The following is a 26,441-nucleotide window of genomic DNA, read 5'->3' as shown; positions in this document are numbered from 1 at the left end:
TAACGTAATCGTCACATACGGGGGACAACTCTTCCGTATGAACGAGGCGTCATTCGCATCGAGCCGGCCCGTCCGCCCGCTACCGGCTTGGTGAGGATGGCGCCTCGTTCGCGTGCCCTCCGGGCGGCGTGGGAGCGCCCTGCGAGCCCACGGATGGCTGACCCGGGGCTACGTGTCGATCGACCGCCGGCCCTCGAGCGCTCGCCCGAGGGTGAGCTCGTCGGCGTACTCGAGGTCGCCGCCGACCGGCAGGCCCGACGCGATGCGGGTGACCTCGAGCCCGAGCGGCTTGAGCATCCGCGCCAGGTACATCGCCGTGACCTCGCCCTCGGTGTTGGGGTTGGTGCAGACGACGACCTCCTCGACGCCCTCGGGGCCGAGCCGGTTCAGCAGTTCGCGGATCTTGAGCTGCTCGGGACCGATGCCCTCGAGCGGGCTCATCGCGCCGAGCAGGACGTGGTAGCGACCCTTGAACTCGCCGGTCTTCTCGATCGCGACGATGTCGCGCGACTCCTCGACGACGCAGATGATGCTCGAGTCGCGGCGGTCGTCGGAGCAGTACGAGCAGAGCTCGGACTCGGACACGTTGAAGCACCGCTCGCAGAACCTGACCTTGTCCTTCGCCTCGCGGATCGCGCTCGCCAGGCGGTTCGCGTCGTCGACCGGGACCTTCAACAGATGGAAGGCGATGCGTTGGGCCGACTTCGGTCCGATGCCCGGGAGACGCCCGAGCTCGTCGATCAGGGCCTGGACGGGGGGTGTGTAGGCGCTCGCCATCGTTCGTGTCGCTCGTGTCGCTCGTGTCGCTCGTGTAGCTCGTGGTCAGTCGTCGCTGATCAGCTCGGAGCCGGGGAAGGCCTCGGCCAACCGGTCGATCGGTGTCTGCACGGATTCGGGCGGCGCGTCGGTGAGCTCGCCGAGGTCGATGTCCTCGTCGGCCTCGGGCGCCGCGGCGGTGGCCGCGACCGGCGCCGCGTCGCCGGCGGCATTGGTCGGGGTCGGCACCCCGTCGGATGGCGGTGGCGTGCCGGGTGCGGCGGGTGCGTCGGCGCGTCCGGTCGGCTTGCCGCCGACGACGAACTCGATCGTGACCGCGGCGCCGACCGCGTCGGACAGCGCAGCTTCGACCGCCGGCCGGTGTTCGGCGCACTTCTTGCCGTGCGGCTCGTTCGGGACGTCGAAGTGCCAGGTGTCGCCGTCGTTGCCGACGAACGATCCGGCTGAGTAGAGCGCCCGGACCAGCGGCTTGAGCTGCCCCTTGACGGTCTGCTCCCAGGCGTCCGCGACCGAGACGGCAGCCACGGCCGCGGCTGCGGGCTGGGCCGCCGCGGCCGGTGCGGGCTCGGGCACCTCGGCGGGTTGTGCGGCAGGTTCAGCGGTCGGAGGTGCGGCGGCCGCCGCCGACGTCGGCTCGCTCGCCGGTCGGCGGGCTGCGCCGCCGAGGAGTGCCCGACCGGTGGCCGGGTCGGTGGGCGCCGCTGCAGGCCGCACGGGGGCATCGGCGAGCTCTTTCACACGTTGCTCGAGACGGTCGATGCGGCCGAGCAGCGCGGCCGCATCTCCGGCCGTGCTGTCGTCGGTGAGCTGGACCAGCGCCACCTCGACCAGGATCCGGGGGTCGGGCGCGTGGCGCATGTCGACCAGCGCCGAGCCCAGCCGCTCGATGGCCCGGACGAGCGTCGCCGGGCCGAGCTGCTGCGCACGTGCGGCCACGGTGTCGAGTTGGTCGGGCGGCATGACGACCAGTTCGGGTGCCATCAGCGACAGGAACGCGTTGCGGAGGTGGCGCACGATGTCCTCGGTGATGGTGCGGGGGTCGTGGCCCATGCTGACGGCATGGCCCATGGCGGTCAGGATGCGACCGGCGTCCTGGTCGATGAGCGCGGCGAGGAACTCGTCGAGGTCGGTCACGTCGCTGACGTCGCCGCCGGTCGACGCCAGCAGCTCGAGCGCCGACAGCGTGTCGCGCGCCGAACCCCCGCCCTGGAGCAGCGCGGCGTCGAGCGCGGCCTGTGAGAGATCGAGGCCCGCGTCGTCGGCCACCCACTTCACGTGTGCGGCGAGCGTGTCGCCCGGCAGGAGGTGGAACTGCAGGTGCTGCGTGCGCGACCGGATCGTGTCGCTCATCTTCTGCGGGTCGGTCGTGGCCAGCACGAACACCACGTGCGGCGGTGGCTCCTCGAGCGTCTTGAGCAACGCTGCCTCGGCCGCCCTGGACAACATGTGGACCTCGTCGAGGATGTACACCTTGTGGCGGCCCGGCGTGCCGAGCGACGCCTTCTCGACCAGGTCGCGGATCGCGTCGACGCCGTTGTTCGACGCCGCGTCGAGCTCGTGCACGTCGTAGCTGGTGCCGCGCTCGACCGCAAGGCACGATTCGCACTCGCAGCAGGGTTCGCCGTCGTGCTCGTTGTCGCAGTTGAGGACCTTGGCGAGGATCCGCGCGGCGGATGTCTTGCCCGTGCCGCGCGGGCCCGAGAAGAGGTACGCCTGGCCCTCACGACCCGACGCGACCGAGTCGCGGAGGGCCTTGACGACGTGGTCCTGCCCCTTGAGCTCGTCGAACCGGCGCGGCCGGTAGCGGCGGTAGAGCGCCTGAGTTGCCATCGGAGCCGAGCCTACCCATGGGGTGTGAACCCGGCGGAGAACGACCGTGGCAGCCGACCTCGGCGCAGCGCTCCACCTGCCGGGATGTCAGAGGGCGCACACCTCGCCTGGCTACCGTGTTCGGCGTGAGTGTGCGAGCCCGTGTTTCCGCACGCCTGGGCATCCTGCTGGCGGCGACGACGACGTCGCTGATCCTCGTGGCGCTGTTGCTGCCCGGCTCGGCCGCGGCACAGGACACCAACTCGCTGCAGTCGATCGAACCGGCCGACGGCGTCAGCCTGCCGGCGTCGCCCGAGCAGATCGTGCTGTCGTTCAACCAGGAGCTGGAGGACGACGATGCCCTCTCGCTCACGCTCAACTGCCCCGAGCTGCAGAACACCGGGATCCCCGAGGTCAACGACGACCGCCTGATCGTGACCGTCGCCGTCAACACGCCGGTGCCCCGCGGGTCGTGCTTCGTCACCTGGGTCCTCCGCGACGGCCTCGGCGAGATCATCGTGCAGGGCCAGTCGACGTTCTCGGTCACTGCCGACGCGCCGGTCGCCACGAACGGTGCGACCACCACGGCCGCGCCGTTCATCACGGTGCCAGCGATCGCGCCGAGCGCTCCCACTGCGGCCGAGCCCGAGACCCAGGGGAGCATCGGCGCCACGCTCTGGTTCGGCCGCCTGGTCTCGACGCTCGGGATCCTCGTCGTCTTCGGCGGGCTGGCGCTCATCAGCGTCGGGTGGCCCGAAGGGCCCGAGTACATCGTCACCGTCCGCTTCCTGCGCTCGGCGTGGCTCATCGCGTTGCTCGGCACGGTCCTCTACCTGATCGCCTACGCCGCGGACTTCGGCAACATCTCGTTCGGCTCGGCCGTCAACCCGGGCAAGTGGCTCGATCTCAACGACGACGGCTGGCCGGGCCGCGGCGCGTTGTTGCGCCTGTTGTTCATCGCGACGTCGGGCTGGGTCGCCATGCGGCCGGAACGGATCATCGACCCGCAGAGCGCCATGTGGGCGTGGGCGCTGCCAGGCTTCGGCCTGATCGCCGTGGCGATGAGCCGGGTCGAGGGCCCGGTGGCACCGATCGGCTTCGGCGTCAACGTGATCCATGTCCTCGGATCGGCCGTCTGGATCGGCGGGGCACTGCTGGTCGCCCGCGTCGTCCTCGCCGGGCCGGGTGAGGAGGACCTCGTCCAAGCCACGCGCGCGTTCAGCCGGATCTCGATGCCGGCGATGTTCGTCGTCGTCATCACCGGTCTGATCCAGCTCGTCCGTCTGGTGGGCGGTTCGCTGTTCAGCAGCAGCCATGGGCAGGTCCTCCTGCTCAAGGTGGTGGCGGTGGCGGCGATGCTGGCGGTCTCGCTCGCGGCGCGCCAGCAGGTGACCATGCGCCTCGACCGGGCGCACGAGCTGACCGCACCGCTCGCCGATCGATTCCGCCGCGCCTTCCATGCGGAAGCTGCGATCGGCATCGTCGTGCTGGCGTTCAGCGGGTGGCTCCTCGCGCTGACGCCCGCCAACGTCGACCCGCTCGACGACGACGGCGACTACCGGCTCGAGGTGGCCTTCAACGACTCGGCATCGGGCGTCGAGGCGACGGTGTTCATCGGTCCGTCCGCAGTCGGCCTCAACGGGATCAAGATCGAGGTCGAGGAGCCCGCCGAGGGCATCACCGACCTCCGGCTCCGCTTCCTCCCGCCGGTCGGCTCGCAGGCCGTGGGGTACGAGCAGCCGATCCCGCTGACCACCGCCGGCACCGCGGTGCTCGACGAGTCGGTGGGGCTCCCGTTCTCGGTCGCCGGCACCTGGACCATCCAGCTGGTCGCGACGACGACGATCGGGGTCCAGTCCGGGGCCGAGACCACCTTCCTCGTGACCAACGCGGACGGCACGACGGCCACCATCCCGCAGGTGGTCGGTACGACGCCGGTGCAGGTCGAGATCGTCGATCCCACGCCGGGCACGACGGCGCCGTTCGCGACGTCGACGACCACGACGCTGGCCCCGACCGACACGACCGCCGAGTCGGGCTGACCGACCGGATCCCTCCTGGCTGCCGACCCGCCGACCGGGCCTGCGACGCCGGCTCGGCCGGTCCGCCGGCCCGCGTCAGCCCGAACCCGTCTCGGCGAGCAGCTCGTCGAAGGGCACCGGCGCGGCGACGTCGAGCTGCTCGTACCGGCACGAGTCTGGCGTCCGGTCGGGCCGCCACCGCTGGAACTTGACGCCGTGGCGGAACCGGCCGCCCTCGAGCTGGCCGAACGTGACCTCGACCACCCGCTCGATGCGGACCGGCACGAACGACAGGTCCTTGTCGACGTTCCAGCGCGAGAAGCCGCCCGGCATCCGCTGGTCGCTGTGCGCCGCGGCCTCGACCCAGTCGCGCCACGGGTGGTCGTCGAGTGCGTCCTCGGTGAGCGGGCCGAGATCGTCGACCAGCTCGCGCCGGAACGCAGCGGTGAACGCGGCGCACACGCCGACGTGGTGGAGCCGGCCGGCGTCGTCGTAGAGACCGAGCAGCAGCGAGCCGACGCCCTCGCCGTCCTTGTGGATGCGGAAGCCCGCGACCGCGCACTCGGCGGTGCGCTCGTGCTTGACCTTGACCAGCGTCCGCTTGTCGGGTGTGTAGGTGCCGTCGAGGCGCTTCGCCATCACGCCGTCGAGGCCGGCACCCTCGAACCGCGTGAACCAGCGCTCGGCGATGGCCGGGTCGGTCGTCGCCGGGGTCAGGTGCACGCCGGCGTTCGGGGACAGGTGCTCTTCGAGCAGCTCGCGGCGGCGGCCGAACGGTGCATCGACCAGGTTCTCGTCGCCGAGTGCCAGCAGGTCGAACGCCACGAACGACGCCGGCGTCTGCTCGGCGAGCATGTTGACCCGCGAGGCGGCCGGGTGGATGCGCTGCTGCAGGGCATCGAAGTCGAGGCCCTTGCCCTCGGCGTGTGCGACGACGATCTCGCCGTCGACCACGCATCGATCGGGGAGCGCGTCGAGCAGCACGTGCAGCAGCTCGGGGAAGTACCGGTTGAACGGCCGCTGGTTGCGGCTGGTCAGCTCGATCTCGTCGCCGTCGCGGAAGACGATGCACCTGAAGCCGTCCCACTTGGGTTCGAACAGCAGGCCGTCGTCGCTCGGCATCGTCCGCGCCAGCTTGGCCAGCATCGGCTTGATCGGGGGTCGGAGCGGCAGCTCCATCACGCGGTGCCCGGGCGTCGGGCGTAGTCGATCTCCCAGTTGACGGTCCACGTCTCCCCGTCGGGCGACGACTCCCACCGCCAGTGGAACGAGTCGGGGGCGATGTCGGTGAAGACCATCCGCTTGAACGTCTCGTCGCGGTCGACCCGTTCCGGTGTGCCGAACGACGGCTGGCCGTCGACCAGCGAGCCGACGAAGTGCCAGTAGCTGCCGTCGCAGTCCACCCAGGTCTGGCGCCAGAGGTCGAGCTCGGCCTGGTACACCGAGTGGCTCGTGCCGGACCAACGGCGCGGCGTGTCCATCTCGAACCGCTCGGTCAGCACCTTGCCGTCGAACCCCCGGGTGATCGTGTTGACGGCGTGCCCGCCGTCGAACACGCAGTCCCACTCACCCAGCCAGAAGTCGAACGCGTCAGCCCCGAGGTCGCTCACCGCCTCGACACTAGATCTCGAACCGGACCCCTTGTGCGAGGGGGAGCTCGGTCGAGTAGTTGACCGTGTTCGTCTGGCGGCGCATGTAGCCCTTCCATGCGTCGGAGCCCGACTCGCGCCCACCGCCGGTCTCCTTCTCGCCGCCGAACGCGCCGCCGATCTCGGCACCCGACGGGCCGATGTTGACGTTGGCGATGCCGCAGTCGCTGCCCGACGACGACACGAACCGCTCGGCCTCGCGCAGATCGGTCGTGAAGATCGACGAGGCCAGCCCCTGGGGCACACCGTTGTGCAGCGCGATCGCCTCGTCGAGGTCGTCGTAGGCGACCGTGTAGAGGATCGGGGCGAACGTCTCGGCGCGGACGATGTCGGTCTGCGCGGGCATCGCCACCAGCGCCGGCCGGGCGTAGTACGCATCGGGCGCCTCGTCGGCGAGCACTCGCTCGCCCCCGACCACGAGCTTGCCGCCGGCTCCGGCGGCGGCCTCGAGCGCCGCCTGCATCCGGTCGTGTGCGCCGCCGTCGATCAGCGGGCCGACGAGCGTGCCGTCGGCGAGCGGGTCGCCGATCGGCAACGTGTCGTAGGCGGCGCCGATCCGCTCGACGAGCTGGTCGTGGACCGAGCGGTGGGCGATCACGCGCCGCAGCGTGGTGCACCTCTGGCCGGCGGTGCCGGCGGCCGAGAACACGATGCCGCGCAGTGCGAGGTCGAGGTCCGCGGACGGAGCGACGATCGCCGCGTTGTTGCCGCCGAGCTCGAGGATCGCGCGGCCGAAGCGGGCCGCGACGACCGGTGCGACCTTGCGGCCCATGGCGGTCGAGCCGGTGGCGGACACGACGGGCACGCCCTCGTGGGCGGCGAGCGCGGCGCCGACGTCGGCTCCGCCGAGGACGACCTGGAGTAGGTCGTCCGGTGCGCCCTCCGCCTCGGCGGCCCGGCGGAACAGGGCGGCGCAGGCGAGCGCGGTGAGCGGTGTCTTGTCGCTCGGCTTCCAGATGATCGGATTGCCGGTCACCACGGCGAGGGTGGCGTTCCACGACCACACCGCGACCGGGAAGTTGAAGGCGCTGATGACGCCGACCGGGCCCATCGGGTGCCACGTCTCCATCAGCCGGTGCCCCGGCCGTTCGGAGGCGATCGTGAGCCCGTGGAGCTGGCGTGACAGCCCGACCGCGAAGTCGCAGATGTCGATCATCTCCTGGACCTCGCCCTGCCCCTCGGACCGGATCTTGCCGGCCTCGATCGAGACCAGCTCGCCGAGGACGTCCTTGTGTTCGCGGAGCAGCTCGCCGAGGCGGCGGATCACGTTGCCGCGCACCGGTGCCGGCGTCGTGCGCCAGACCTCGAATGCCGTCGCGGCGCGTTCGACGGCTGCGTCGAGATCGCCCGCGGAGCCGGCAGGGCCGAGCGAGCGTCCGGTGATCGGGGTCCGAGCGAGCTGGTCTCCGTCGGACCGGTCGGCGCCCATCGCTCGGAGCAGCCGGTCGGCCGCGGCAGCGACGGATTCGTGGGACGGGAGTGTCATGTCACACCTCGTTCGTGGAGGATGCTGAGGGCGGAGCGGCAGGGCTGGCGCATCAGGACAGTGCGGCGAGCGTGTCGGCGATGATCGAGACCGCGGCGTCGGCCTGTGCCGCCGTGATGACGAGCGGTGGCGCGAGCCGCACGCCGCGCCGGCCGCACGTCAGCACGAGCAGCCCGCGCTCGAAGCAACCGCGCTCGACGGCCACCGCAGTGTCGTGGTCGACGAGATCGAACCCGATCATGAGCCCCCGCCCACGGACCTCGGTGATCAGCGGCTGGTCGGCCGCGATGCCGCGGAGCGAGTCGATCAGATGTGCGCCGACGGACGCAGCATTGGCGGCGAGCTCATCCTCGACCAGGTCGAGTGTGGCGAGCGCGGCGGCGCAGGCCACCGGGTTGCCGCCGAACGTCGAGCCGTGCTTGCCCGGCGCCCACTGCATGATGTCGTCGCGGGCGATGATCGCTGCCAGCGGGAGCCCGCTCGCCAGGCCCTTGCCGGCGGTGATGATGTCGGGCGCGACGCCGTCGTGCTCGCACGCCCACATCGTGCCGGTGCGCCCGATGCCCGACTGGACCTCGTCCACGACGAGCAGGATGCCGTGGCGGTCGCACAGCTCGCGCAGCGCGCCCAGCCAGCCAGCCGGCGGCACGATGTAGCCACCCTCGCCCTGGATCGGCTCGACGAAGATCGCCGCCACGTCGCCCGGCTCGGTCATCCTCTCGAACAGCACCTGCTCGATGTAGTCGGCGCCTGTCAGCTCGCCGTCGAAGGCGAACGGGGCGTGGTAGCTGCCCGGCGTCACGATGCCGAAGCCGCTCCGGTACTTCGCCTTCGACGACGTCAGCGACAGGCTGCCGAGCGAGCGCCCGTGGAACGCGCCGTAGAACGCGATGACGTTCGGACGCCGGGTGTGGTGGCGGGCCAGCTTGAGCGCGCCCTCGACGGCCTCGGTGCCGGAGTTGGCGAGGAACACGCGGCTCGGACCCATCGGGGCGGTCGCGGCGAGCCGCTCGCACAGCTCGGCGTGGACCGGGTGGTAGAAGTCGGACGAGCAGTAGTGCAGACACGCGTCGACCTGCGCATGGATCGCGGCGTTGACGACTGGATGAGCGTGGCCGGCGGCCGCGACCGCGATCCCGGCGTTGAAGTCGAGGAACCGGTTGCCGTCGACGTCCTCGATGATCGCACCGTCGCCGCGTTCGACGACGAGCGGGTAGACGCGCGTCAACGACGGGCTGCACACCCGCTCGTCGCGCTCGATCACCACCCGCGCCCGCGGGCCGGGGAGCTCGGTGAGGATCCTCGGCGCGTGGGCGTTGTCGGCGTCGACGAGGGTCATCCCGAGAGTCTGGCAGACACCTACCGGATTGTCACCCGGGCTGGAACGAACGTTCCGAACCCGCAAGCGGTTCGGAATCGTCCCGTAGCATCGCCCGGCGTGGGACGGCGGCGCGATCGACGGGCGCACGAGGCGGCCGAGCGCGAGTGGGCGTCCGTCGTGATCACCGCTGCCGAGCGGTGGGGCCATCGCGGCAAGGCCTACCACGACCCCACGCGCGGCGCGGTGGTGTTCGTCGGAGTCGGTGAGGTCGACGTGGGCGACGCCGACGGCAAGCTCGCCGGCTGGGATCCCGAGCAGCAGGTTCGCGAGATGCAACGGCGGACGCATCGGCTCCTCGAGCCGCTCTTCGAGGTGCCGCCCGAGTGGGTGACCGGCGATCGCGAGCTCGACCGCATCATCCGGAGCGACCTGCTCGGCCTCCGCAAGTTCCCCGACTCGGCGCCCGTCCACGAACGGGTGGCGCGGCTCGAGCGCCAGCTCGGCCTCGGCGACTGGCGGGCGCGGCTCGCCTGGGCGGCCGACCGCCACGTGGCGATCGGCACCGAGAAGCGCTACCTGAACCACGTCAGGAGCGGTGGCCTGTTGTGGGCCGAGCTCGGCGACACGGAACGCGCTCGTCGAGTCGGCGATCAGGTCCTGCGTCGTCGCGCCGGGCCGTCGCCCGTCCGTGGCTACCGTCGGACGGGTGACGGCTGCGATCGACCTCGTGTGCTGGGACTTCGGTGACACGCTCTGCGACGAGCGGTTCATGCGGATCCCTCCCGACGAGGTCCCACAGTGGACCGCCGTGTACGACGGCGTCGTCGACGCCCACCCGGCGTGGGTCGCCGACTGGATGCTCGGGCGCGCATCGCTGAACGACCTGATCGCACCGCTTGCCGAGAAGCTGCCGATGTCGCGGGCTGCGATCGCCCGGCACCTGCGAGCCGTCTGGCGTCGCATCGCGTGGTTCCCCGAGGCTCGTGCGTGGCTCGAACGGTTGGACGGCGCCGTGCCGCAGGCCGTCGTGACGGTCAACCCCTGGGAGTTCGCGGGCATCGCGGCCGCGTGCGGCCTCGACCGGCACGTCGACGTGATCGTCACCAGCGCCGAGATCGCGTCCGAGAGCAAAGTCGCGATGGCGCTCCGGGCGCGCGAACTCCTCGCGCTGTCGGGCGACCTGTCGACCACGCTGCTGATCGACAACCGGTCGGACAACGTCGACGAGTTCGTCGGCGCGGGTGCGCTGGCGATCCGCTACGAGCCGGGCACGTTCGAACGTGAAGCCGCCCGGTTGCTCGGCCCGCTGCTCGCCCCGTGATCGTCGCTCAATCGGTCCGAATGGCCTCCGGCTGCACGAGGTAGAGGTAGTACACGCTGCACCCGTCGACGGTGGCGATGTCGTGTTCGACGCCGGCCGGGATGTGGACGTACGAACCGGGTCCGAGGCGCCGGCCGAGCAGTTCGGCGTCACCGTCGAGCACCCACATGTGGTGGTGGCTCGCCTCATGGGTGTGAGCGGGCATGCTGCACCCGGGGGCCAACGTCAGCACGCCGGCACGCGACGTGCCGTCGTGCCACAACATGCGGTGTTCGATGCCGTGCTGTCCGCCGAGTTCCTCCGTGGGGAGTGCCTCGATCGAGCCAGCAGTCAACACCGTCGGGATCTGCATCGTGATCGCGGTCATACCTCCAGGGTGCCCGGGTCCCCGACCCCCCACCAGGGCACTTGGGCCCGGGCGGATGTCACATCGATGACGTGCGGTGTTGTTGGTCGGGGGTGGCGGGATGGTTGGGTGTGGTGGGGCGGATGTCACATCGATGACGTGCGGTGTTGTTGGTCGGGGGTGCCGGGATGGTTGGGTGTGGCGGGGCGGATGTCACATCGATGACGTGCGGTGTTGTTCGTGGGTCGGGGTTGCGGGATGGTTGGGTGTGGTGGGGCGGATGTCACATCGATGACGCGTGCCCCGCAGCTCACCGCTCGACGTGCCAGCATGAGCCGATGATCGGTGATCGACCACCGGCCGGCCTCGGCTCCCGAGGCCGGCCCGCTCGCGTGGCGATGACCGTGTCGGCCGTCGCGTTGCTCGCCCTCACCGCGTGCTCGCGATCCGACTCGGTGAGCAGCTCCGACGGTACTGCCCCGGCGGCGACCACCGCCTCGACCGGACCGACGATCCCACCACCGGCGACCACCGCGCCGGCTGCCACCACCACGCCGGTCGACACCACGGCGCCGGCGACCGCGCCGGCTCCGGCGACGACGGCGCCGCCGACCACGGCACCGATGACCGTTCCGGTCACGACGGAACCGCCGGTCCCGACGACGGCACCAGCCCGCGACGACGGCGGGACGCCGACGCCAGACGGGCCGGCGCCGGAGACGGCATTCGTCACCACCGGGACCGACCTGGTCGAGATCGACGTGGCGACCGGCACCGTGCTGCGCGTCGTCGAGGAATTCTTCAACGGCGACGGCGTCTTCCGTGGCGGGCTCCGGCTCACGTCCGACCGCCGGAGCGCCTACTTCAACGAGGGCTACGAGGACTCGTGGTACGGCTGCGAGTCGTCGAAGGGCTCGATCGGGCGGATCGACCTCGTCAGCGGTGACATCGACAGGGTCGCCACCGGGTCGTGGGTGGGGCTGTCGACCGACGGCACGCGGCTGGCCTACGTGACCTCCGACCTCTGCCTCCCCGACCCCGAACAGCCCGACCTCTGGGTGCTCACGCCCGCCGATCGCGTGGTCGTCGAGACCGTCGGCGGGGTGGTCCAGTACGTCACCGCATCACCTCCCGACTCCTACGATGCGCCCACTGCGATCGACTGGGCCGGCTTCGGCGGCGACGACCTCCTCGTGCTCACGGCTGCCGGCGATCTGCATCGCATCCCGCCCGACGGCGCGCCCGTGGTGCAGGACAATCCGATCGTCGGATCCGGCCTCGCCGTGCTACCCGTCGGCATGCTCGGCGGCCGGCTGCTGGCGATCGAGCTCGGTGACGAGGGCAGCGCCGATCTCCAGCTGATCGACCTCGTCACCGGCACCGTGACCCCGCTCGCATCGGCCGAGTCGTTCATGAGCGCCGGCATCAGCGAGGGCGGTCACGTGGCGGTGGTCGCCTTCAGTGACGTCACGGTGGTGCCGGGCGCGCCGGTCACGGTCGTCACGCCGCCGCCCGACGACTCGTACTTCGACATCGACTGGTAGATCGACCGGCCGTCGACACGTTCGTGACCGACTCGTGCCGGCCCGGAGCGCATGAGGAATCTGGCGTCCGCACATGCCACCATCTCGACATGTCAGTCGTGAAGATCAACGCGATCGAGGTGCCCGAGGGTGCCGGGCCCGAGCTCGAGAAGCGCTTCGCCGCCCGCGCCGGCATGGTCGACCAGGAGCCCGGGTTCGAGGAGTTCATGCTGCTGCGGCCGATCGCCGGTGACGACCGCTACTTCGTCGTCACCCGGTGGGAGTCCGAGGAGGCGTTCCAGAACTGGCGCACCGGCCAGGCCTTCCAGCACCAGCACCGTGAGACGCACGACGACGACGGCACGGGCGAGGCCAAGCCCCAGCACGCCGTCGCGACCGGTGCGAGCCTGCTCGAGTTCGAGGTGGTCTCGCTGGCCATGCCGCCGACGTCCTGATCCGGCCCGGGCGGGCCGCGCCGGTCCTGGTGCGAGTTTCCGAATCGGTGGCGAGGGTCGGCGGCGACGCGGCATAGGCTCCCGTACCCGTGGCACTGATCGTTCAGAAGTACGGCGGCACGTCGGTCGCCGATCCCGATCGCATCCGGGCCTGCGCCGACAACGTCGCCATCACGAAGCGGCACGGCAACGACGTCGTGGTCGTCGTCTCGGCCATGGGCAAGGCGACCGACAACCTCATCTCGCTCGCCGACTCCGTCTCGGACAACCAGCCCGGCCGCGAGATGGACATGCTGCTGACCACGGGGGAGCGCGTCACTGCGGCACTCATGACGATGGCGCTCCACGACCGTGGCGTCGATGCGATCAGCTTCACCGGCAGCCAGGTCGGGATCATCACCGACACCGAGCACCGCAAGGCCAAGATCATCGAGGTCAAGGGCGACCGCGTGAGGAAAGCACTCGGCGAGGGCAAGGTGTGCGTCATCGCCGGGTTCCAGGGCGTGTCCACGGCCAAGGAGATCACCACGATGGGCCGCGGCGCCTCCGATCTCACCGCCTCGGCCATGGCGAAGGCCCTCGACGCTGCGGCCTGCGAGATCTACACCGACGTCACCGGCGTCTTCTCGGCCGATCCGCGCATCATCCCGCAGGCCCGCAAGCTCCAGCGCATCAACTTCGACGAGATGCTCGAGATGGCGGGCGCCGGGTCGAAGGTGCTGGCGCTGCGCTCCGTCGAGTTCGCCCGCAACCACAACGTTTCGCTCCACGTGCGCTCGGCCTTCACCTGGGAGTCCGGCACGTGGGTCACCACCGAGGAGCCCTCCATGGAAGATCCGATCATCCGCGGCGTCGTCACCGACACCACCGAGGCCAAGGTGACGGTGCTCGGTGTGCCCGACCGGCCTGGCATCTCGGCGGCGCTGTTCGAGCCGCTCGCCGGTGCCAGCGTCAACGTCGACATGATCGTGCAGAACACCTCGACCGACGGCACCACCGACATCAGCTTCACGATGCCGATGTCGGACATGAAGGTGGCCGAGGACATCGTCGCCCGCGTCGCCGAGGAGATCGGGGCGAAGGGTGTCACCCACGACAACGACATCGCCAAGGTGTCGCTCGTCGGGGCCGGCATGAAGTCGTCGCCGGGCATCGCGGCCTCGATGTTCCGCACGCTCGCCGACGAGGACGTCAACATCGAGATGATCTCGACCTCGACCATCCGGATCTCGGTCGTGGTCGCCAGTGCCGACCTCGAGCGGGCCGCGCGGGCGCTGCACACCGCGTTCGGCCTCGACTCCGGCGAGGGGTACGCCGGGCCGCTGCCCGAGCGCCGGTGAGTGGGCTCACCGACGCGGAGCAAACCGCCGACCGGTCTGGCACAATTCGAGCCCATGCGGCGGCGTAGCCAACTGATCCCCTGGAAGGCGGCGGGCCGCGTCTCCGAGCGCATGATCAGCGGCGACGACGTCGTGCGCGAGACCGGCTGGGTGTTCAACAACGCCACCGGCGACGAGCTGACCCTCGCCGAGTTCGTCGCCACCGGCGACGACGAGGTGCCCGCGTACCTCGAGACGTTCGGGCTGCGCGACCCCGAGAACCAGCAGCGCACCGTGGTCGAGATCGGCGCCGGCATCGGTCGCATGACCTGTGCGTTCACCCGCGAGTACGGGTCGGTGATCGCCTGCGACCTCGATCAGGGCTTCCTCGAACGCTGCTACGAGACGGTCGGCCGGTTCGGCAAGGTCGAGCGGCTGACCACGCTCGAGGTACCCGACGGCCGAACGCTCGACCTGGCCCCCAACACCGCCGATCTCGCGTTCAGCTACATCACGCTCCAGCACTGCGACGAGGACGACGCGCTCGAGCTCGCCTCCGAGGCCGTGCGCGTGGTGCGCCCGGGCGGCAAGATCGCGCTCAACTTCCGTGGGCATGCCGCTGCCGACCCGATCGTCGTGCCCGCCGGGTCGGTCGTGCGCAGCCTGTATCGAGTGCCCCGTGTCGGCGACTGGCTGTCGCGTCAGCGCTTCGTCACCCGGGTCGCATGGCAGGCCTCGCGGCTGCATCCCGACGTCGTCACCGGCCCGCTCGCGCCGCAGCTCACCAAGATCGAGGTCTGGACCAACCCGAAGAGCAAGCTCCGGGCGATCGACGCGTCGATGCGCACGTTCGAGGGCGTCAACCCCCGCCACTGGTGGTTGGTCGCCGAGGTGACGTAGCCGCGAGCTCGCCCCTGCCGCGCCAGATCCACCGGCCGCCCCGCAGCGCGGCTGCGAACACCAGCAGTCCGCTCGCCACCATCGACGCCGCGAGCGCGAGCGACCAGCCGATGCCCCCGCCGGTTGCCGGCAAGGTGCCGACCGGCACCCGGGCGACGCTGATCGGGAGCAGGGTCACGCTGCTCGGACTGGACTCGTCGACCGGGACGATCGCGACGTCGTGGTCGCCGATCGGTGCGTCGGCGGGGATGGTGACGGTGACGTCGACGACGCCCTGTGCGTCCGCGCTGGATGTGCCGAGCACGATCGGATCCGACCGCAACTCGATCCGCACGGGCTCGAACGGCCGGTAGCCGCCCGCTCTGACTCGGATGTCGTCGCCGGGCCCGGTGATCCGGTCGTCGCCGACGAGTGCCGCAGCGGCGTTCCGTTCCTCGACCACGGTGACGTCGAAGCGCTCGACGTCGGTGTTGCCGACCGAATCCTCTGCCGTGCACTCGACGCGAGCGGTGCCGAGGGGGAAGCCGGCGCCCGACGCCGGATCGCACACGACCGCCACCGCACCGTCCTCGTCGTCGATCGCGTTCGCGGTCCAGCCGACCTTCGTGAGGCCGGTCGTGCCGTCGGGGACGACCACGACGAGATCGGCCACCGGCGAGATGCGCGGCGGGCCGTCGTCGAGGATCGTCACGGTGATCGACGAGTTCGACATCTCACCGCGACTCGTCTCGAAGTCGACGAGGAACGTCTCGTCGCCCTCGGTGATGCCATCGGCGACGGTGTCGATGCGGATCGTCCTGGTGGACGCGCCGGGCGGGAACACGGCGGTCGACGAGTCCTCCGCGTAGTCGGCTCCTTCGGTCGCGGCCCTGGACCCGCTTCCGTCGGCCGTCGCCCAGGCCACTTCGACCGGGAACTCCGACGGATTGCTGAGCTCGATGTCGAGGTCGACCGAATCGCCCTCGACCACCGACGCGCCGGCGACGTTCACGACGATGTCGTCGTCGTCGAGGATCGTGACCTGGGCCGACCCCTTGGTGACGCCGGCCCCGCTCGTCGTGATCTCGACCCGGAACGCCTGATCGCCCTCCTCGAGCAGGTCGCCGACGATCGGGATCTCGATCGTGCGGCTCCACGGAGCGGGCTGCGGCGCCAGCGATCCCTCCGTGTGCTCGTAGTCCTTGGCGGGGAGTGCCGCCCCGCCGGGCGCGTCGCCGCCGGGCAGCGTCCGGTACTCCACCCCGACGGGAACGCCGAGGCCGCTCGCCGAGACCGTGACCACCGCAGTCGTCGACCCGCCGGTTCCCTCGACCACGGTCACGTCGGCAACCGAGACCTCGGGCGCGTCGACGTCGACGATCTCGACCTGCACCGTCGCGTACACCTCGGGAGCGAGCAGCTGCTCCGGCGTGGCCGGCGGTCGGGCGAGGAGCAGCGAGAAGGAGCCGTCGTCGTCGAGCGGCGTGTCGCCGCAGATCGTCACGTCGACGTCGAAGCCCGATGCGTCGGCCGGGATCTGGACGATCTCGCCCGGGAGCGGTTCGAAGTCGGCGGGTGAGCCGGGGAGGCACACGCCGGGCGTCGCGTCGCCCGACGGCGGCGTGAGCACCAGCACCGAGCGCACGTACGACACCGGCACGACGCCGATCGAGACCTTCCGAGTGGCATTCGTGGACGACTCCTCGACCGTCACGCCGGTCGTGGTGATCGTGGGCGGCTGGTCGTTGTCGAGCACGGTCACGGTGGTCGAGTCGACCGAGCCGTCCGGGGCGACGAGCACCAGGTCGTAGACGGCGGGTGCCTCGAACAGGTTGTCGGCGCACACCACGACGTCGACCTCGGCCCCCTGTGGTTCGACGACCGCCGACACCGACGGCGAGCCGACGAGGCGGAGGCCGACGTCCTGCCCGGTGCCGCCGAGGAGCGGTGAGCACGTCGCTCCGACGCCACCCGTGCCGGCGAGGAGCACCTGCGCGGGCGGGGACGAGTACCACGGCGGCCGCCCGTCGTCGAGCCGTCTTGTGACCTCGCCGCCGGCGAAGGAGAGATCGACGTCGGCCTCCCGGATGGTGATCGGTTCGAGGTCGTAGCGGTCGTCGTCGCGGATCGTCAGCGTTCGCGAGAGGACCACGGTCTCGTCGCCCGGCACGTCGCCGGGCACGACGAGCTCGACGAGCAGCGTCGCGTCGCGCTCGACGTCGTCGTCGCGGCACACGACGATCGGCAGCGCGGACGGACCGGTGCCGACGGTCACGTCGGTGTCGTCGCCCGCCGCATCCCGACCGAACGCGCACGACGACGCCATCACCGCAGGCCGCGACAGCAGCGTGGTCGGCCCGGTCGGACCGACTCGCAGTTCGACCTCGAGGGCGCGTGCGAGGTCGCCGGCGACGCTCCACGGGCGGTTCAGCGGGCCGGCGCTGTCGCCTTCGACCGCCACCGCAGGGGTGACCGTCAGGGTCGTCGGCTCGACGACGACGTCGACGGTCATCGGCGTCGACTCGTTGCCGCCCGCGTCGACCGCCACGACGCGCAGCGTGTTCACGCCGACATCGGTCATCACCACGTCGAGGTCGGGCGTGCCGGTCGTCCAGCTCCGGCCCGACGGCTGGAGCGCCCACCGGTACTCGACGATGTCCCCGTCGCCGTCCACGGCGTCGGCGGCGAACCGGTTGCGGAGCGGCGACGGCCCAGCCTCGAAGTCGGCGAGCACGTCCTGGATCACCGGCGCAGTGTCGTCGTCCTCGACCACGACGTGGACGAGCAATCGACGACCGCTGTCCACCTCCTCGATCGCCACGACGAAGCCCTCGTCGGCCTCCTCGAGCCCGTCGGCGACGAGGCCCAGTGAGACGGTGTGGCGCAGGGTGCCGGTCGGCAGCGTCACGACGCTCGACGCGCCGGCGACGTCGGCCGGCGACGCCGGGTCCGGGAGCGCACGAGCACGGGCAGCCTGCCCGTAGGCGTCGCCGGTGAGGATCTCGACCGCCAGCTGGTAGCCCGCCGGTGTCGGCTCGTCGAAGCCGAGTCCGATGTTGAGCGGTGTGTCGGCGCCAGTGCCCTCTGCGAGCACGCGTGTCGTGCCGCCCGCTGCGAATGCCGGCCGGGTCGGCGCCAGCGCGATCGTGCAGATCGTCAGCTCGGCCGCTGCCACGTCGATCGTGCCGGGGCCGCAGTCGCCGGCGGGTGTCGCATCCCAGAGGTCGTCGAACTCGTTGTCGAGCGCCAGGGCGTAGGAGCCGGCGTCGACCGGGACGAACCGGCGGCACGTCGCCGGCAGGTCGTCGACGGTCGTGTCGGGTTCGCTGCAGTCGAGCGCCGGCTGGTCCTGTGGTGGCAGCGCGTCGGCGTACGCCGCCTCGGCGACTGTCGTCGCGCCGTCGACCAGCCGGGCATCGACCCGGATGTCGGGCCGCGGGCCGAGCGGTCCGAAGAAGGCCTCGTCGGGGTCGATCGACCATTCGAACAGCACGCCGCCCCGCTGCTCTGACGCCACGTGGACCACCTCGCAGATGACCAGCGTGCCCGGCGCGATCGTGCCCAGTTCGCCGGTCGGGCCGCAGTCGCCGAGCAGGTGCGTCTGCCAGCCCGGGGTGGGTTCGACCTCGATCGTGACGTCGGCGCCGTCGCCCACGGGGAGCGCGACGAACGCCTGGCAGCCGGCGTCGTGACTCGGACAGTCGTCGACCGCCGCGACACACGCAGCGAGGGCTTGCCCGGGCGTCTGGCCGGCGGCGGGCGGCGGGCAGGGAGCGTCGAGGATCGGGTCGACGTCCAACGGCGCGGGCCCGAGCGTGACGACGCCCGCAGTGGTGACCGTCACGTCGGGCGACGACGCGGTGTCGGGCTCGCCGACCCAGCGCTGTGTCAGGTGCAGCGCGGCACCGGTGGCGTCGCCCTGGACCGTCCGCACCATCGACACGCGGCACGTCGGCGACCCCGTGGCGTCGAGGTCGATCACGGCGCCGTCGGCGATGGGCGCGCAGTCCCCGGCGAAGAGCGGGAGCGCGAAGTCGGACGAACCGGTGGCGTCGAGCCGGAGGAGCTCGCCGGTGCCGATCGTGACGTCGAACGCTCCGGAGCAGCCGGGCCGGTCGAACTCGAACCAGTCCGAGAGCACGCCCGAGCAGCTGTCGGGGTCGGCGAACGGCCAGCCGGCTTCGACGGCGAGCGGCTCGGACGCGAGCGCGCTGACGGCGTTCGGGAAGGAGACGGCGGCGTCGAACCCGACGTCCTCGACGGGTCCGCCGAGGAACTCGACCTCGATGGTCACGTCGCCGGCCAGGCCCGCGACGTCGATCGAGACCAGCCCGACGTCCGAGCCGAGGTCGCTGAACACCCGGTACTCGAACGTGTCGGTGCCGACGAACTCGGGCGTCGGCGTGTAGCTGAACGAGCCGTCCGCCGAGAGCGTGAACGCGGCGGCGTGGGCCGGCGGTGTCGCACTGGTCACCAGCACCGGCGCGTCGCCACCGTCGTCGTTGCCGAGCACGCCGGGAGCGGCGACGTCGAGGGTCGTCGCGAGGTCGACCTTGAACGCGTCGTCGACCGCCTCCGGCGGCCGGGGCGGTGGTACCGGTCCGGCTTCGATGGTGGTCGTCGCCGACGTCGTCGACCGGCCGAACAGGTCGGTGGTCGTGACGGTCACGAACCACCGGGTCGCGGGAGCGACGTTCGGCAGCGTGGTGGCGAGCACCGGTTCGCCCTGCGTCAGTTCGAACGGCGTCGGCGGGGCGACCGGGTCGCCGGCGGCGTCGAACGATTCGCCCGTGAACGAGAACCGGTAGCTCTCGATCGTGTTGACCGGGCCGGACGACGAGGCGTCGAGCGTGACGTCGAGTGGCACGTCGCCGGCGACCGGCGTCGCCTCGAGGAGCGCCGTCGGCGCCGGGATGGGCTCGGACTCAGCGATCTGCCGGAGCCGGATCGTGCACGTCGCCCGTTCACCCACGCCGGTCAACAGCTCGACGACGGTCGCGTCACCGTCCTCGCCGACCGCTGCGCACCGTCCGTCGGCGACCGGCAGCCATGCGGCGTTGGCGTCGAGATCGACCCGATCGCCGACGTCGTGGACGATCAGGCCGGAACAGCCGGTTGGCAGTGCGCCGGGCTCGGCGCACGGACCGCCGGCGCCGCTCTCACGGAGGAGCTCGGTGACCGAGCCCGATCCGTCCGAGAACGTGATCGTGGGGATCGCGTCCGGCGCAGTGCTCTCGAACTCGCCGATGCCGGTCCAGACCAGCTCCAGGTCGGTCGTCGGGCGGCCGGGTTGCACGGCGGCCCCGGTGTCGACGAGAGCGACGTCGCACGTCGAGCGGGCGCCGGCGGCGACCTCGAACCAGCCGCTCGGTGACCGGCTGCTCGACGCCTCGAACGCGCAGTCGCCCGAGAGGCGGAACGTCCAGCCAGGCGGCAACCCGCGGACGTCGACGGCGTAGGTGCCGGGCGGGGCGGCGACCGAGCCGAGACATCCGGTCGGGCTGGCCGTGTCGCAGGGCAGCGCGACACCCGACCAGAGGTCGTCCCGGCCGACGCTCGTCGTGGCGCCGCCGTCGGCGGCGAGCTCGATCGACGAGAACGCGGCCGGGACGCTCGGAGATGTGACGGTCAGGGCCACGACGCCCGCCGCACCCGGTGTGCCCGCGCCGATCTTCACGAACGTGATCGTGCACGTCGCACGGGTCGCCGGCGCGAGCCTCACGGCCGGACCGCCGGGGCCGTCGGCGCAGTCACCGGTGAACGTCGCGGTCCAGCCGTCGGGCCCGTCGATCGTCAGCGTCCCGTCGAGGTCGGGGAGCGGCACGCCCGTGGCCTCGCACCCGTTGACGATCGCCTCGTTGCCTGCGCAGCTCGATCCGGACGACCGATCGACCAGCAGGGCGTCCAGATCGGTGCTCGCCGGTGCGGTGCCGACCTCGAGCGACCATGCGCCGGCATCGGCGCCCGCGTCGGGCTGGTCGCTCTCCCACCGGACGGTCAGGCCGAGCAGCGCGCCGTTGGTCGGGACCGGCGACGGGTGCTCGATCAGCACGATGCGGCAACCCAGGCGCGAACCCGGCTCGACGCTGAACCAGCCGCTGCTGCCGTCGACGGCGGCGCCGCCGTCCGCCGTGGAGGCACAGTCGCCGTCGAGCAGCGTCGACCACGTGATGGGGAGGTCGGCGACCGACGGGAGGTACCCCGGAGCGACCGATGCCGGCACCGCGGCGCGTCCGGCGCAGGGGCCGCCGGGGTCCCCGCAGCCGGGGGACAGTTCGTCCCAGCCGAGGGTCAGCGTCGTGACGCCGTCGGTCAAGCGAAGGCCGGTGCCCGGCGCGCCGGTGTCGACGCTGGTCGCGAGCGGTCGCCACACGACCTCGACGTCGACGAGCCCGGCGGTCGGTGTGACCGGGTCGGCGCCGACGCGGACGAGCCCGATCGTGCACCTCGGTGTGGCGCCGGGCGTCACGCCGGCCAGCACGGCGGTCGTGGTGGTCAGGCCCGAGCAGGCGTCCGAGAACGTGGCGAGCCAGTTGCCGGGCACCCCCACCAACTCGACGTCGGGGGCGACCGTCACCGACGTGTCGTCCCACCACGCGCCGAGCGAGCACGCCGGTGGCGAGCACGAGCCGCTGGACACGGTCGTGCCCTGCAGCAGCAGGGTCGGGTCGCTGACGGCGTCGGCCGCCCAGTCCCCGTCGAACGTCACGTCGAGGGTCACCTCGGCGGCACCCGCAGCCGGAGGCGGCGGCGAGGGCTGGGAGATCTCGATCGTGCACGTCGTGCTCGACGAGGGCGCCACGTCGAACCAGCCGTCGGGCACCGCATGGGGACCCGGTGCACAGTCGCCGTCGAGCAGCCAGGTCCAGCCGGCCGGCAGGCCGGTCACGGCGACCGCGTACGGTTCACCGTCCGACGGCGGTACGACACCATGCCCGCTGCACACCGTCTCGTCCGAGACGCACGAACGCCGCGGGAGGTCGATCGTGTGCACCCCGTCGGTGTTCGAGAACCGCACGTCTGCGTCTGGCTGTTCGTCGGCCGTCGGCCAGCCGACCGTGAGCTCGACGAGGCTCGATCGTGGCGCCGGCTCGGGCAGCACGACGATGGTGGCCGTCGCCAGGTCGCTGACCGCACCGTCGTCGTCGATCGCCTGGACCGAGACCTCGTACGTTCCGGCCTCGGCGTACGCGAACCGCTGCGACGACGCGGCGACGGGCGTCGTCGCGCCGTTCCACAGGTAGCCGGTGATCGTCCCGTCGGCATCATCGGCACCGGCGCTCACGTCGACCACGATCGGCGCGATCGCCACCTGCGGGGACGCGTTCGGCTCGACCGTCGGCGGCGTGTTCGCCGTGAACCCGCACGTGCCGTCGCTGTCCGAGTTGCCACCGTTGTCGACCGCGAACGAGCCGCGGTCGAACGCACAGTCGACCGCGTTGCCGGTGATCGACGAGTTCGTGAACTGCAGCTCGTTGGTGTTCGAGGACTGGACGCCGGCGACCGAGTTGCCGGTGATCGTCACGCCGGAGAAGCTGCCGTCCGAGCCGGTGCTCACTCCGGTCTGCAGCGAGTCGAATGAACTGTCGGTGACCGAGAAGCCGGGCGAGCCGCTGATCGCCAACCCGGTGTCGCTGCGGCTCGACCCGCGCAACTCGACGTCGACCAACTCGGGCGCCGCAGCAGTGCGGATCACGATGCCGTCGGCGGGATGGCCGGACACGACGGTCGAGTGGATCGTGACGGTGCGCGGGCCCGTGCCGCCCGGGTTGGAGACGTCGATGCCGTTCGCGAACGAGTTGCCACGGCCGTTGGCGACGAATCGGCTGCCGGTGATCTCCACGGGCGCGTCGCGGACGAACACGCCGGTGGCGTGGCCGTCGTGGACGTAGGCGCCGCTGATCATCAGGCTGCCGCCGTCGACGTCGAGCGCCGTGCCGTCCATGCTCGCCAGCTCGGTGTCGGTGACGACCACGTCGCTGTCCGTCGCGTCGATGCCCCACCCACCGCCGTTCTCGTCGCCGAACGTGCCGATCAGCTCGACGCCGTCGAGCTCGACGCGGCCGTCGGCCACCCGGACGTACCCGATCTTGCCGGCGTCGCGCTGCTCCATCCGGATGCCGCGCAGCACGAGCGTGGCCGAGACGACGTCGAAGGGCCGGTTCTGGTTCTGGAACCCGAACTCGCCGTCGACGAGGAACGTCGCGGCCGAGGGATCGCGCGCCTCGATCGTCAAGTCGTCGCTCACGGTGCGTTCGAACGGGGCGTACGTGCCCGGCTCGACGATGATCGTCTCGGCGCCGACGCAGTCGTTCGCACGCGTGATCGCGTCCTGCAGCTCGCCGTCGGTGTCGACCGTCGCGCCCGGGCAGACGGCGGCGTGTACCGGCGATGTCGGGTTCGACGAGAGCGCCGGGGCCACGAGCGTGCCGACGAGCGCGCCGGAGACGAGGAGCCGGAGTGGTCGACGCCGGCCACCCGGCCACAGGGTGTGTTCCGCCATGCCGGCAGTTCACCAGGCGCCGCTTAAGCGTCGCTGAAGACAACCGGGCCTGCGCTCGCTACGGTGCCGACCATGAGCGGCGACGTCGCCGTCCAGGTGCTCGGTGGACTCCGCTGCCTGGTGGGCGGCAACGAGGTGTCGATCGGCGGCGAGCGGCGACGACAGGTGCTCGCGCGGCTCGCCCTCGCCGCGCCCGAGTTCGTGACGCCGGAGGCGCTCGTCGACGCGGTCTGGGGGCGAGGTGCCGGGGCGAAGGCCAAGTCGACCTTGCACGTGCACCTCTCGACGCTCCGGGCGGCGCTGCGCGAGGCCGGGGCGTCCACGGTCGTCGTCACCGGCGAGCAGGGGTACCGCCTCGCCGTCCCCGCCGACGCGGTCGACGTCCACCGCTTCGAGCGTCTCGTGGGCGAGGGCGTGCGCGCGGTCGTCGCCGGTCGCTACCTGCCCGGTCGGGCCGATCTCGCCGATGCGATCGATCTGTGGGCCGAGCCGTTCCCCGAGCTGGTTGCCGACGAGGAGGCGACCGCAGAGCGACATCGGCTCGGCCTCGTCCTCGAACGGGCCCAGGACCACCTCGTCGATGCCGAGCTCGGGCTCGGGCGCGCATCCGACGTCGTCGACGAGCTCGAGAGGCGGGTCGAGGTGGCACCGTGGCGCGAGCGGTCGGTCGAACAGCTCGTTCGTGCGCACGCTGCGCTCGGTCGCCGAGACGCGGCGGCGCTCGCCTACGACCGGGCGTGCGCCCGGATGCGAGCGGAGTTCGATCTCGAGCCCTCCGAGCGGTTGCGCGCTGCGGCCGGCCACCTGATCGCGTCGGATGCGAGCGGCGGTACTGCAGCCGGGCCGCAGCAGGCCATCGTCGACGACATCGTCGAGCGGCTTCGCCCTGCCGGCGCGTCGGTGGTGGTCGTCGCGGCGACGGCGGCCGCGCGAGCGGCGCTCGTCGCCGATGTCTGCCTCCGCGTCCAGCACGATCTGCGACGCACGCTCGTGGTGCGAACGTCGGCCTCGGATCGATCGCCGTTCGAGCCCGTCGACCGCGCGGTGTGGCCACTGCTCGACGTCGAGGGCCGGCCGGAGCACCCCGGCGCCGCCAACGAGGCGCTCGTCCAGCGCGTCGGTCCGGGTGGTGTCGTCGTGCTCGCCGACCTCCACCTGGCCGGCGACTCGATGTTGGCGTTCGCCGATCAGCTGATCGGACGCGCGGGCGAGCTCGGCATCGCCGTCGTGGCGTTCGCTGCGGAACCTGTGACCGCGATCGCCTTCGGGTCGACGATCCCGGTCGACGACATGGCACCGGCGCGACCGAGCGGCGAGCTGGCTGCCCGACTCGAGCCGGTGCTCACCGCCGCTGCGCTCGCCGGACCGGAGTTCCCCGTCGAGTTGATGATCCGGCTGCCGTCGCTCGGCGGTCACCGGGTGCTCGCCGACCTCGACGAGGCGCGACGCCGACGGCTGATCGAGGACGGCGCCGACGGGCACTTCCGCATCGCGGACGCGGCGATCGAGTTGCTCGACGTCTCGACGCCTCGGCCGGCGCTCCATCTCGAGATCGCGGCTGCAGCGGCGGCGACCTGGTCGATCTCCGGCCCGCGGCGGCGGACGCTGGTGGCCTGGCACCTCGGCGCGGCCCTCCCCGACGGCGACCTCACCCCGGCGGCCGACGCCGTCGTCGTCGCCGTCGACGACCTGCTCGCCTCGGACCTCTACCGCGACGCGTTGGTGCTGCTGCGCGCCCTCGAGCCGTACTGCGCCGAGCTCGAAGCGAGCGACCGCGCGCTGGCGGGCGTCCTGATCGACCGGCTGGCGCGCTGCCACGTCCGAGGTGGACGACTCGACGACGGTGAGCGCTGGGCGCGCGAGCTCATCGCGTTCGGTCGTCGCCACGACGACACCGAGCGGTTCGCCGAGGGGGTCCGCCTGCTCGGGGAACGGACGTCCCCGCAGCGTCACGGTGCCGAGCTGATGGCGCTGCAGCGCGAGGCGATCACACGCATCGGCGAGCCGCCGACCGACGCGTCCGTGCAACTCCTGACCGACCTCGCCGGTGCGCACTACGAGCGCGACCTGGCCGAGGCCCGCCGGCTCGCCGACGAGGCGGTCGCAACTGCCGACCGGGTCGGCCGGCGCGACACCGTCGCCCGTGCGATGACCGGCAAGCTCCAGAGCTTGCTCCGGCCGACCGACGCCGACGGGCGGCTCGCGCTCGCGATCGATGCGCAGGCCGTCGCCCGTCGAGCCGACCGGCCTGAGCTCCAGGTGCTCGCCTTGACCTACGAGATCTACACGCTGTTCGAGCTCGGGCGCATCGGCGCCGTCGGCCCGCCGTTGCGGTACGCCGAGGAGCTCGTGCGCGACATGCAGTTCGGCAGGGTTCGCTGGTGGGTCGAGGCGTGGTCGGCGCTCCACGACATCGCGACCGGGCGACCGGAACGCGGCGAATCGCGGGCGCACGCGGCACTCGAGCGCTGGTCGGATCCGGACAGCGGCGACGCCTACGAGTGCTACGTCAGCCAGCTCGTGACCATGCGTCTCCTGAGCGGCGACGGTGCGGCGGTGGCGCCGATCCTGGTCGGGCTCGCGGAGGCGGCGCCCGACCGGGTCGGCTACCGGGGCGTCGCCGCCCTGGCGCTCGCGCAGAGCGGGGACCTGGCGGCAGCCAACGCGCATCTCGATGCCGTCGCCGGACGCGGCATCGACGCGCTCCGCGACGACGCGACGTTCACCACGTCGGCGGCGCTGCTGGCGGAGTCGGCGTGGGTCTGCGGCCGTGCCGACGTCGCCGAGCTGCTGCACCCTCGGCTCGAACCGCTGGCCGATCGGCACGCCGTGCTGAACATGTGGGGCGGCGGCGGCATGTACTGGGGCTCGCTGCGCCACTCGCTCGGCCTGCTGGACGCCCTGCGCGGTGACACGGCTCGGGCGGCCGAGCAGCTGGCCGCTGCGGCCACGTCGGCGCGCCAGGACGGCACGACACCGTTCGCCGAGCGTGCGGAGTCCGCCCTCGCCACGTTGCGCTGAGCTGGCCTGAC

Annotated in this window: 16 protein-coding genes and 1 pseudogene; 8 read left to right on the top strand and 9 right to left on the bottom strand. The window is 71.8% G+C overall.

The genetic code is table 11. The features are described 5' to 3' along the window. Positions 1–168: 168 nt before the first annotated feature. Positions 169–777 carry a recombination mediator RecR gene (recR, locus tag QNJ12_RS00545; protein WP_300617449.1) on the bottom strand — a complete coding sequence of 203 codons (609 nt, stop codon included), beginning with the start codon at positions 775–777 and terminating at the stop codon, positions 169–171. 45 nt (positions 778–822) lie between these two features. Further along, the gene (dnaX, locus tag QNJ12_RS00540; protein WP_300617446.1) at positions 823–2,607 is read right to left on the bottom strand and encodes a DNA polymerase III subunit gamma/tau; all 1,785 of its coding nucleotides are present in this window, start codon (positions 2,605–2,607) and stop codon (positions 823–825) included. 125 nt (positions 2,608–2,732) lie between these two features. On the opposite strand from dnaX, the gene QNJ12_RS00535 reads away from it, so the two are divergent. After that, complete coding sequence (locus tag QNJ12_RS00535; protein ID WP_300617443.1) at positions 2,733–4,628, top strand: CopD family protein; 1,896 nt, start codon at positions 2,733–2,735, stop codon at positions 4,626–4,628. Positions 4,629–4,703: 75 nt separating this feature from the next. Here QNJ12_RS00535 and QNJ12_RS00530 read toward each other — a convergent pair whose 3' ends face one another. From QNJ12_RS00530 to QNJ12_RS00515, 4 genes and pseudogenes are all read right to left on the bottom strand, one after another. Then, positions 4,704–5,786 carry an ATP-dependent DNA ligase gene (locus QNJ12_RS00530; protein ID WP_300617440.1) on the bottom strand — a complete coding sequence of 361 codons (1,083 nt, stop codon included), beginning with the start codon at positions 5,784–5,786 and terminating at the stop codon, positions 4,704–4,706. Next, positions 5,786–6,217 carry a hypothetical protein gene (locus tag QNJ12_RS00525; protein ID WP_300617437.1) on the bottom strand — a complete coding sequence of 144 codons (432 nt, stop codon included), beginning with the start codon at positions 6,215–6,217 and terminating at the stop codon, positions 5,786–5,788. Before QNJ12_RS00525 ends, QNJ12_RS00530 begins: the two co-directional genes overlap by 1 nt. Positions 6,218–6,227: 10 nt before the next feature. Then, positions 6,228–7,652, bottom strand: a pseudogene (locus QNJ12_RS00520) (aldehyde dehydrogenase family protein); the annotation flags it as partial. Between the two features lie 142 nt (positions 7,653–7,794). Continuing rightward, on the bottom strand, positions 7,795–9,081 hold the full coding sequence (locus tag QNJ12_RS00515) for an aminotransferase class III-fold pyridoxal phosphate-dependent enzyme (protein WP_300617431.1): 1,287 nt from the start codon (positions 9,079–9,081) through the stop codon (positions 7,795–7,797). Between the two features lie 99 nt (positions 9,082–9,180). On the opposite strand from QNJ12_RS00515, the gene QNJ12_RS00510 reads away from it, so the two are divergent. Together QNJ12_RS00510 and QNJ12_RS00505 are read left to right on the top strand one after the other, a co-directional pair. Further along, the gene (locus QNJ12_RS00510) at positions 9,181–9,810 is read left to right on the top strand and encodes a hypothetical protein (protein ID WP_300617428.1); all 630 of its coding nucleotides are present in this window, start codon (positions 9,181–9,183) and stop codon (positions 9,808–9,810) included. Further along, a complete protein-coding gene (locus tag QNJ12_RS00505; RefSeq protein ID WP_300617425.1) occupies positions 9,770–10,384 on the top strand; it encodes a hypothetical protein in 615 nt (204 codons plus the stop codon). The genes QNJ12_RS00510 and QNJ12_RS00505 overlap by 41 nt, the downstream gene beginning before the upstream one ends. Before the next feature lie 7 nt (positions 10,385–10,391). On the opposite strand, the gene QNJ12_RS00500 is transcribed toward QNJ12_RS00505, so the two are convergent. Beyond that, on the bottom strand, positions 10,392–10,751 hold the full coding sequence (locus QNJ12_RS00500; RefSeq protein ID WP_300617421.1) for a cupin domain-containing protein: 360 nt from the start codon (positions 10,749–10,751) through the stop codon (positions 10,392–10,394). A 289-nt stretch (positions 10,752–11,040) separates the two neighbouring features. Next, positions 11,041–11,370, bottom strand: a complete 330-nt coding sequence (locus QNJ12_RS00495) for a hypothetical protein (protein ID WP_300617418.1) — start codon at positions 11,368–11,370, stop codon at positions 11,041–11,043. Here QNJ12_RS00495 and QNJ12_RS00490 point away from each other — a divergent pair. The 4 genes from QNJ12_RS00490 (at position 11,354) to QNJ12_RS00475 (ending at position 14,927) form a co-directional block, all read left to right on the top strand. After that, positions 11,354–12,274: a hypothetical protein gene (locus QNJ12_RS00490; RefSeq protein WP_300617415.1), complete on the top strand. Its 921-nt coding sequence runs from the start codon at positions 11,354–11,356 to the stop codon at positions 12,272–12,274. The genes QNJ12_RS00495 and QNJ12_RS00490 overlap by 17 nt on opposite strands. A gap of 89 nt (positions 12,275–12,363) precedes the next feature. Next, positions 12,364–12,708: an antibiotic biosynthesis monooxygenase gene (locus QNJ12_RS00485; RefSeq protein ID WP_300617412.1), complete on the top strand. Its 345-nt coding sequence runs from the start codon at positions 12,364–12,366 to the stop codon at positions 12,706–12,708. An 89-nt stretch (positions 12,709–12,797) separates the two neighbouring features. Continuing rightward, positions 12,798–14,048, top strand: a complete 1,251-nt coding sequence (locus QNJ12_RS00480; RefSeq protein ID WP_300617410.1) for an aspartate kinase — start codon at positions 12,798–12,800, stop codon at positions 14,046–14,048. Between the two features lie 54 nt (positions 14,049–14,102). Then, the gene (locus QNJ12_RS00475; RefSeq protein ID WP_300617408.1) at positions 14,103–14,927 is read left to right on the top strand and encodes a class I SAM-dependent methyltransferase; all 825 of its coding nucleotides are present in this window, start codon (positions 14,103–14,105) and stop codon (positions 14,925–14,927) included. Here the strand turns inward: QNJ12_RS00475 and QNJ12_RS00470 are convergent. After that, complete coding sequence (locus tag QNJ12_RS00470) at positions 14,887–23,409, bottom strand: Calx-beta domain-containing protein (protein ID WP_300617405.1); 8,523 nt, start codon at positions 23,407–23,409, stop codon at positions 14,887–14,889. The two genes, QNJ12_RS00475 and QNJ12_RS00470, sit on opposite strands and share 41 nt — an antisense overlap. A 72-nt stretch (positions 23,410–23,481) precedes the next feature. On the opposite strand from QNJ12_RS00470, the gene QNJ12_RS00465 reads away from it, so the two are divergent. Continuing rightward, positions 23,482–26,430, top strand: coding sequence for a BTAD domain-containing putative transcriptional regulator (locus QNJ12_RS00465; protein WP_300617402.1), 2,949 nt, complete (start codon positions 23,482–23,484; stop codon positions 26,428–26,430). Positions 26,431–26,441 lie beyond the last annotated feature (11 nt).

The organism is Ilumatobacter sp., from assembly GCF_030065885.1.
Classification (GTDB): Bacteria; Actinomycetota; Acidimicrobiia; order Acidimicrobiales; family Ilumatobacteraceae; genus Ilumatobacter.
This window is presented reverse-complemented; position numbering and strand designations above follow the sequence as displayed.

Coding starts and splice junctions, on each gene's coding strand:
- recR (WP_300617449.1), bottom strand. CDS start 777: ATGGCGAGCGCCTACACACCCCCCGTCCAGGCCCTGATCGACGAGCTC.
- dnaX (WP_300617446.1), bottom strand. CDS start 2,607: ATGGCAACTCAGGCGCTCTACCGCCGCTACCGGCCGCGCCGGTTCGAC.
- QNJ12_RS00530 (WP_300617440.1), bottom strand. CDS start 5,786: ATGGAGCTGCCGCTCCGACCCCCGATCAAGCCGATGCTGGCCAAGCTG.
- QNJ12_RS00515 (WP_300617431.1), bottom strand. CDS start 9,081: ATGACCCTCGTCGACGCCGACAACGCCCACGCGCCGAGGATCCTCACC.
- QNJ12_RS00500 (WP_300617421.1), bottom strand. CDS start 10,751: ATGACCGCGATCACGATGCAGATCCCGACGGTGTTGACTGCTGGCTCG.
- QNJ12_RS00490 (WP_300617415.1), top strand. CDS start 11,354: ATGACCGTTCCGGTCACGACGGAACCGCCGGTCCCGACGACGGCACCA.
- QNJ12_RS00485 (WP_300617412.1), top strand. CDS start 12,364: ATGTCAGTCGTGAAGATCAACGCGATCGAGGTGCCCGAGGGTGCCGGG.
- QNJ12_RS00475 (WP_300617408.1), top strand. CDS start 14,103: ATGCGGCGGCGTAGCCAACTGATCCCCTGGAAGGCGGCGGGCCGCGTC.
- QNJ12_RS00470 (WP_300617405.1), bottom strand. CDS start 23,409: ATGGCGGAACACACCCTGTGGCCGGGTGGCCGGCGTCGACCACTCCGG.
- QNJ12_RS00465 (WP_300617402.1), top strand. CDS start 23,482: ATGAGCGGCGACGTCGCCGTCCAGGTGCTCGGTGGACTCCGCTGCCTG.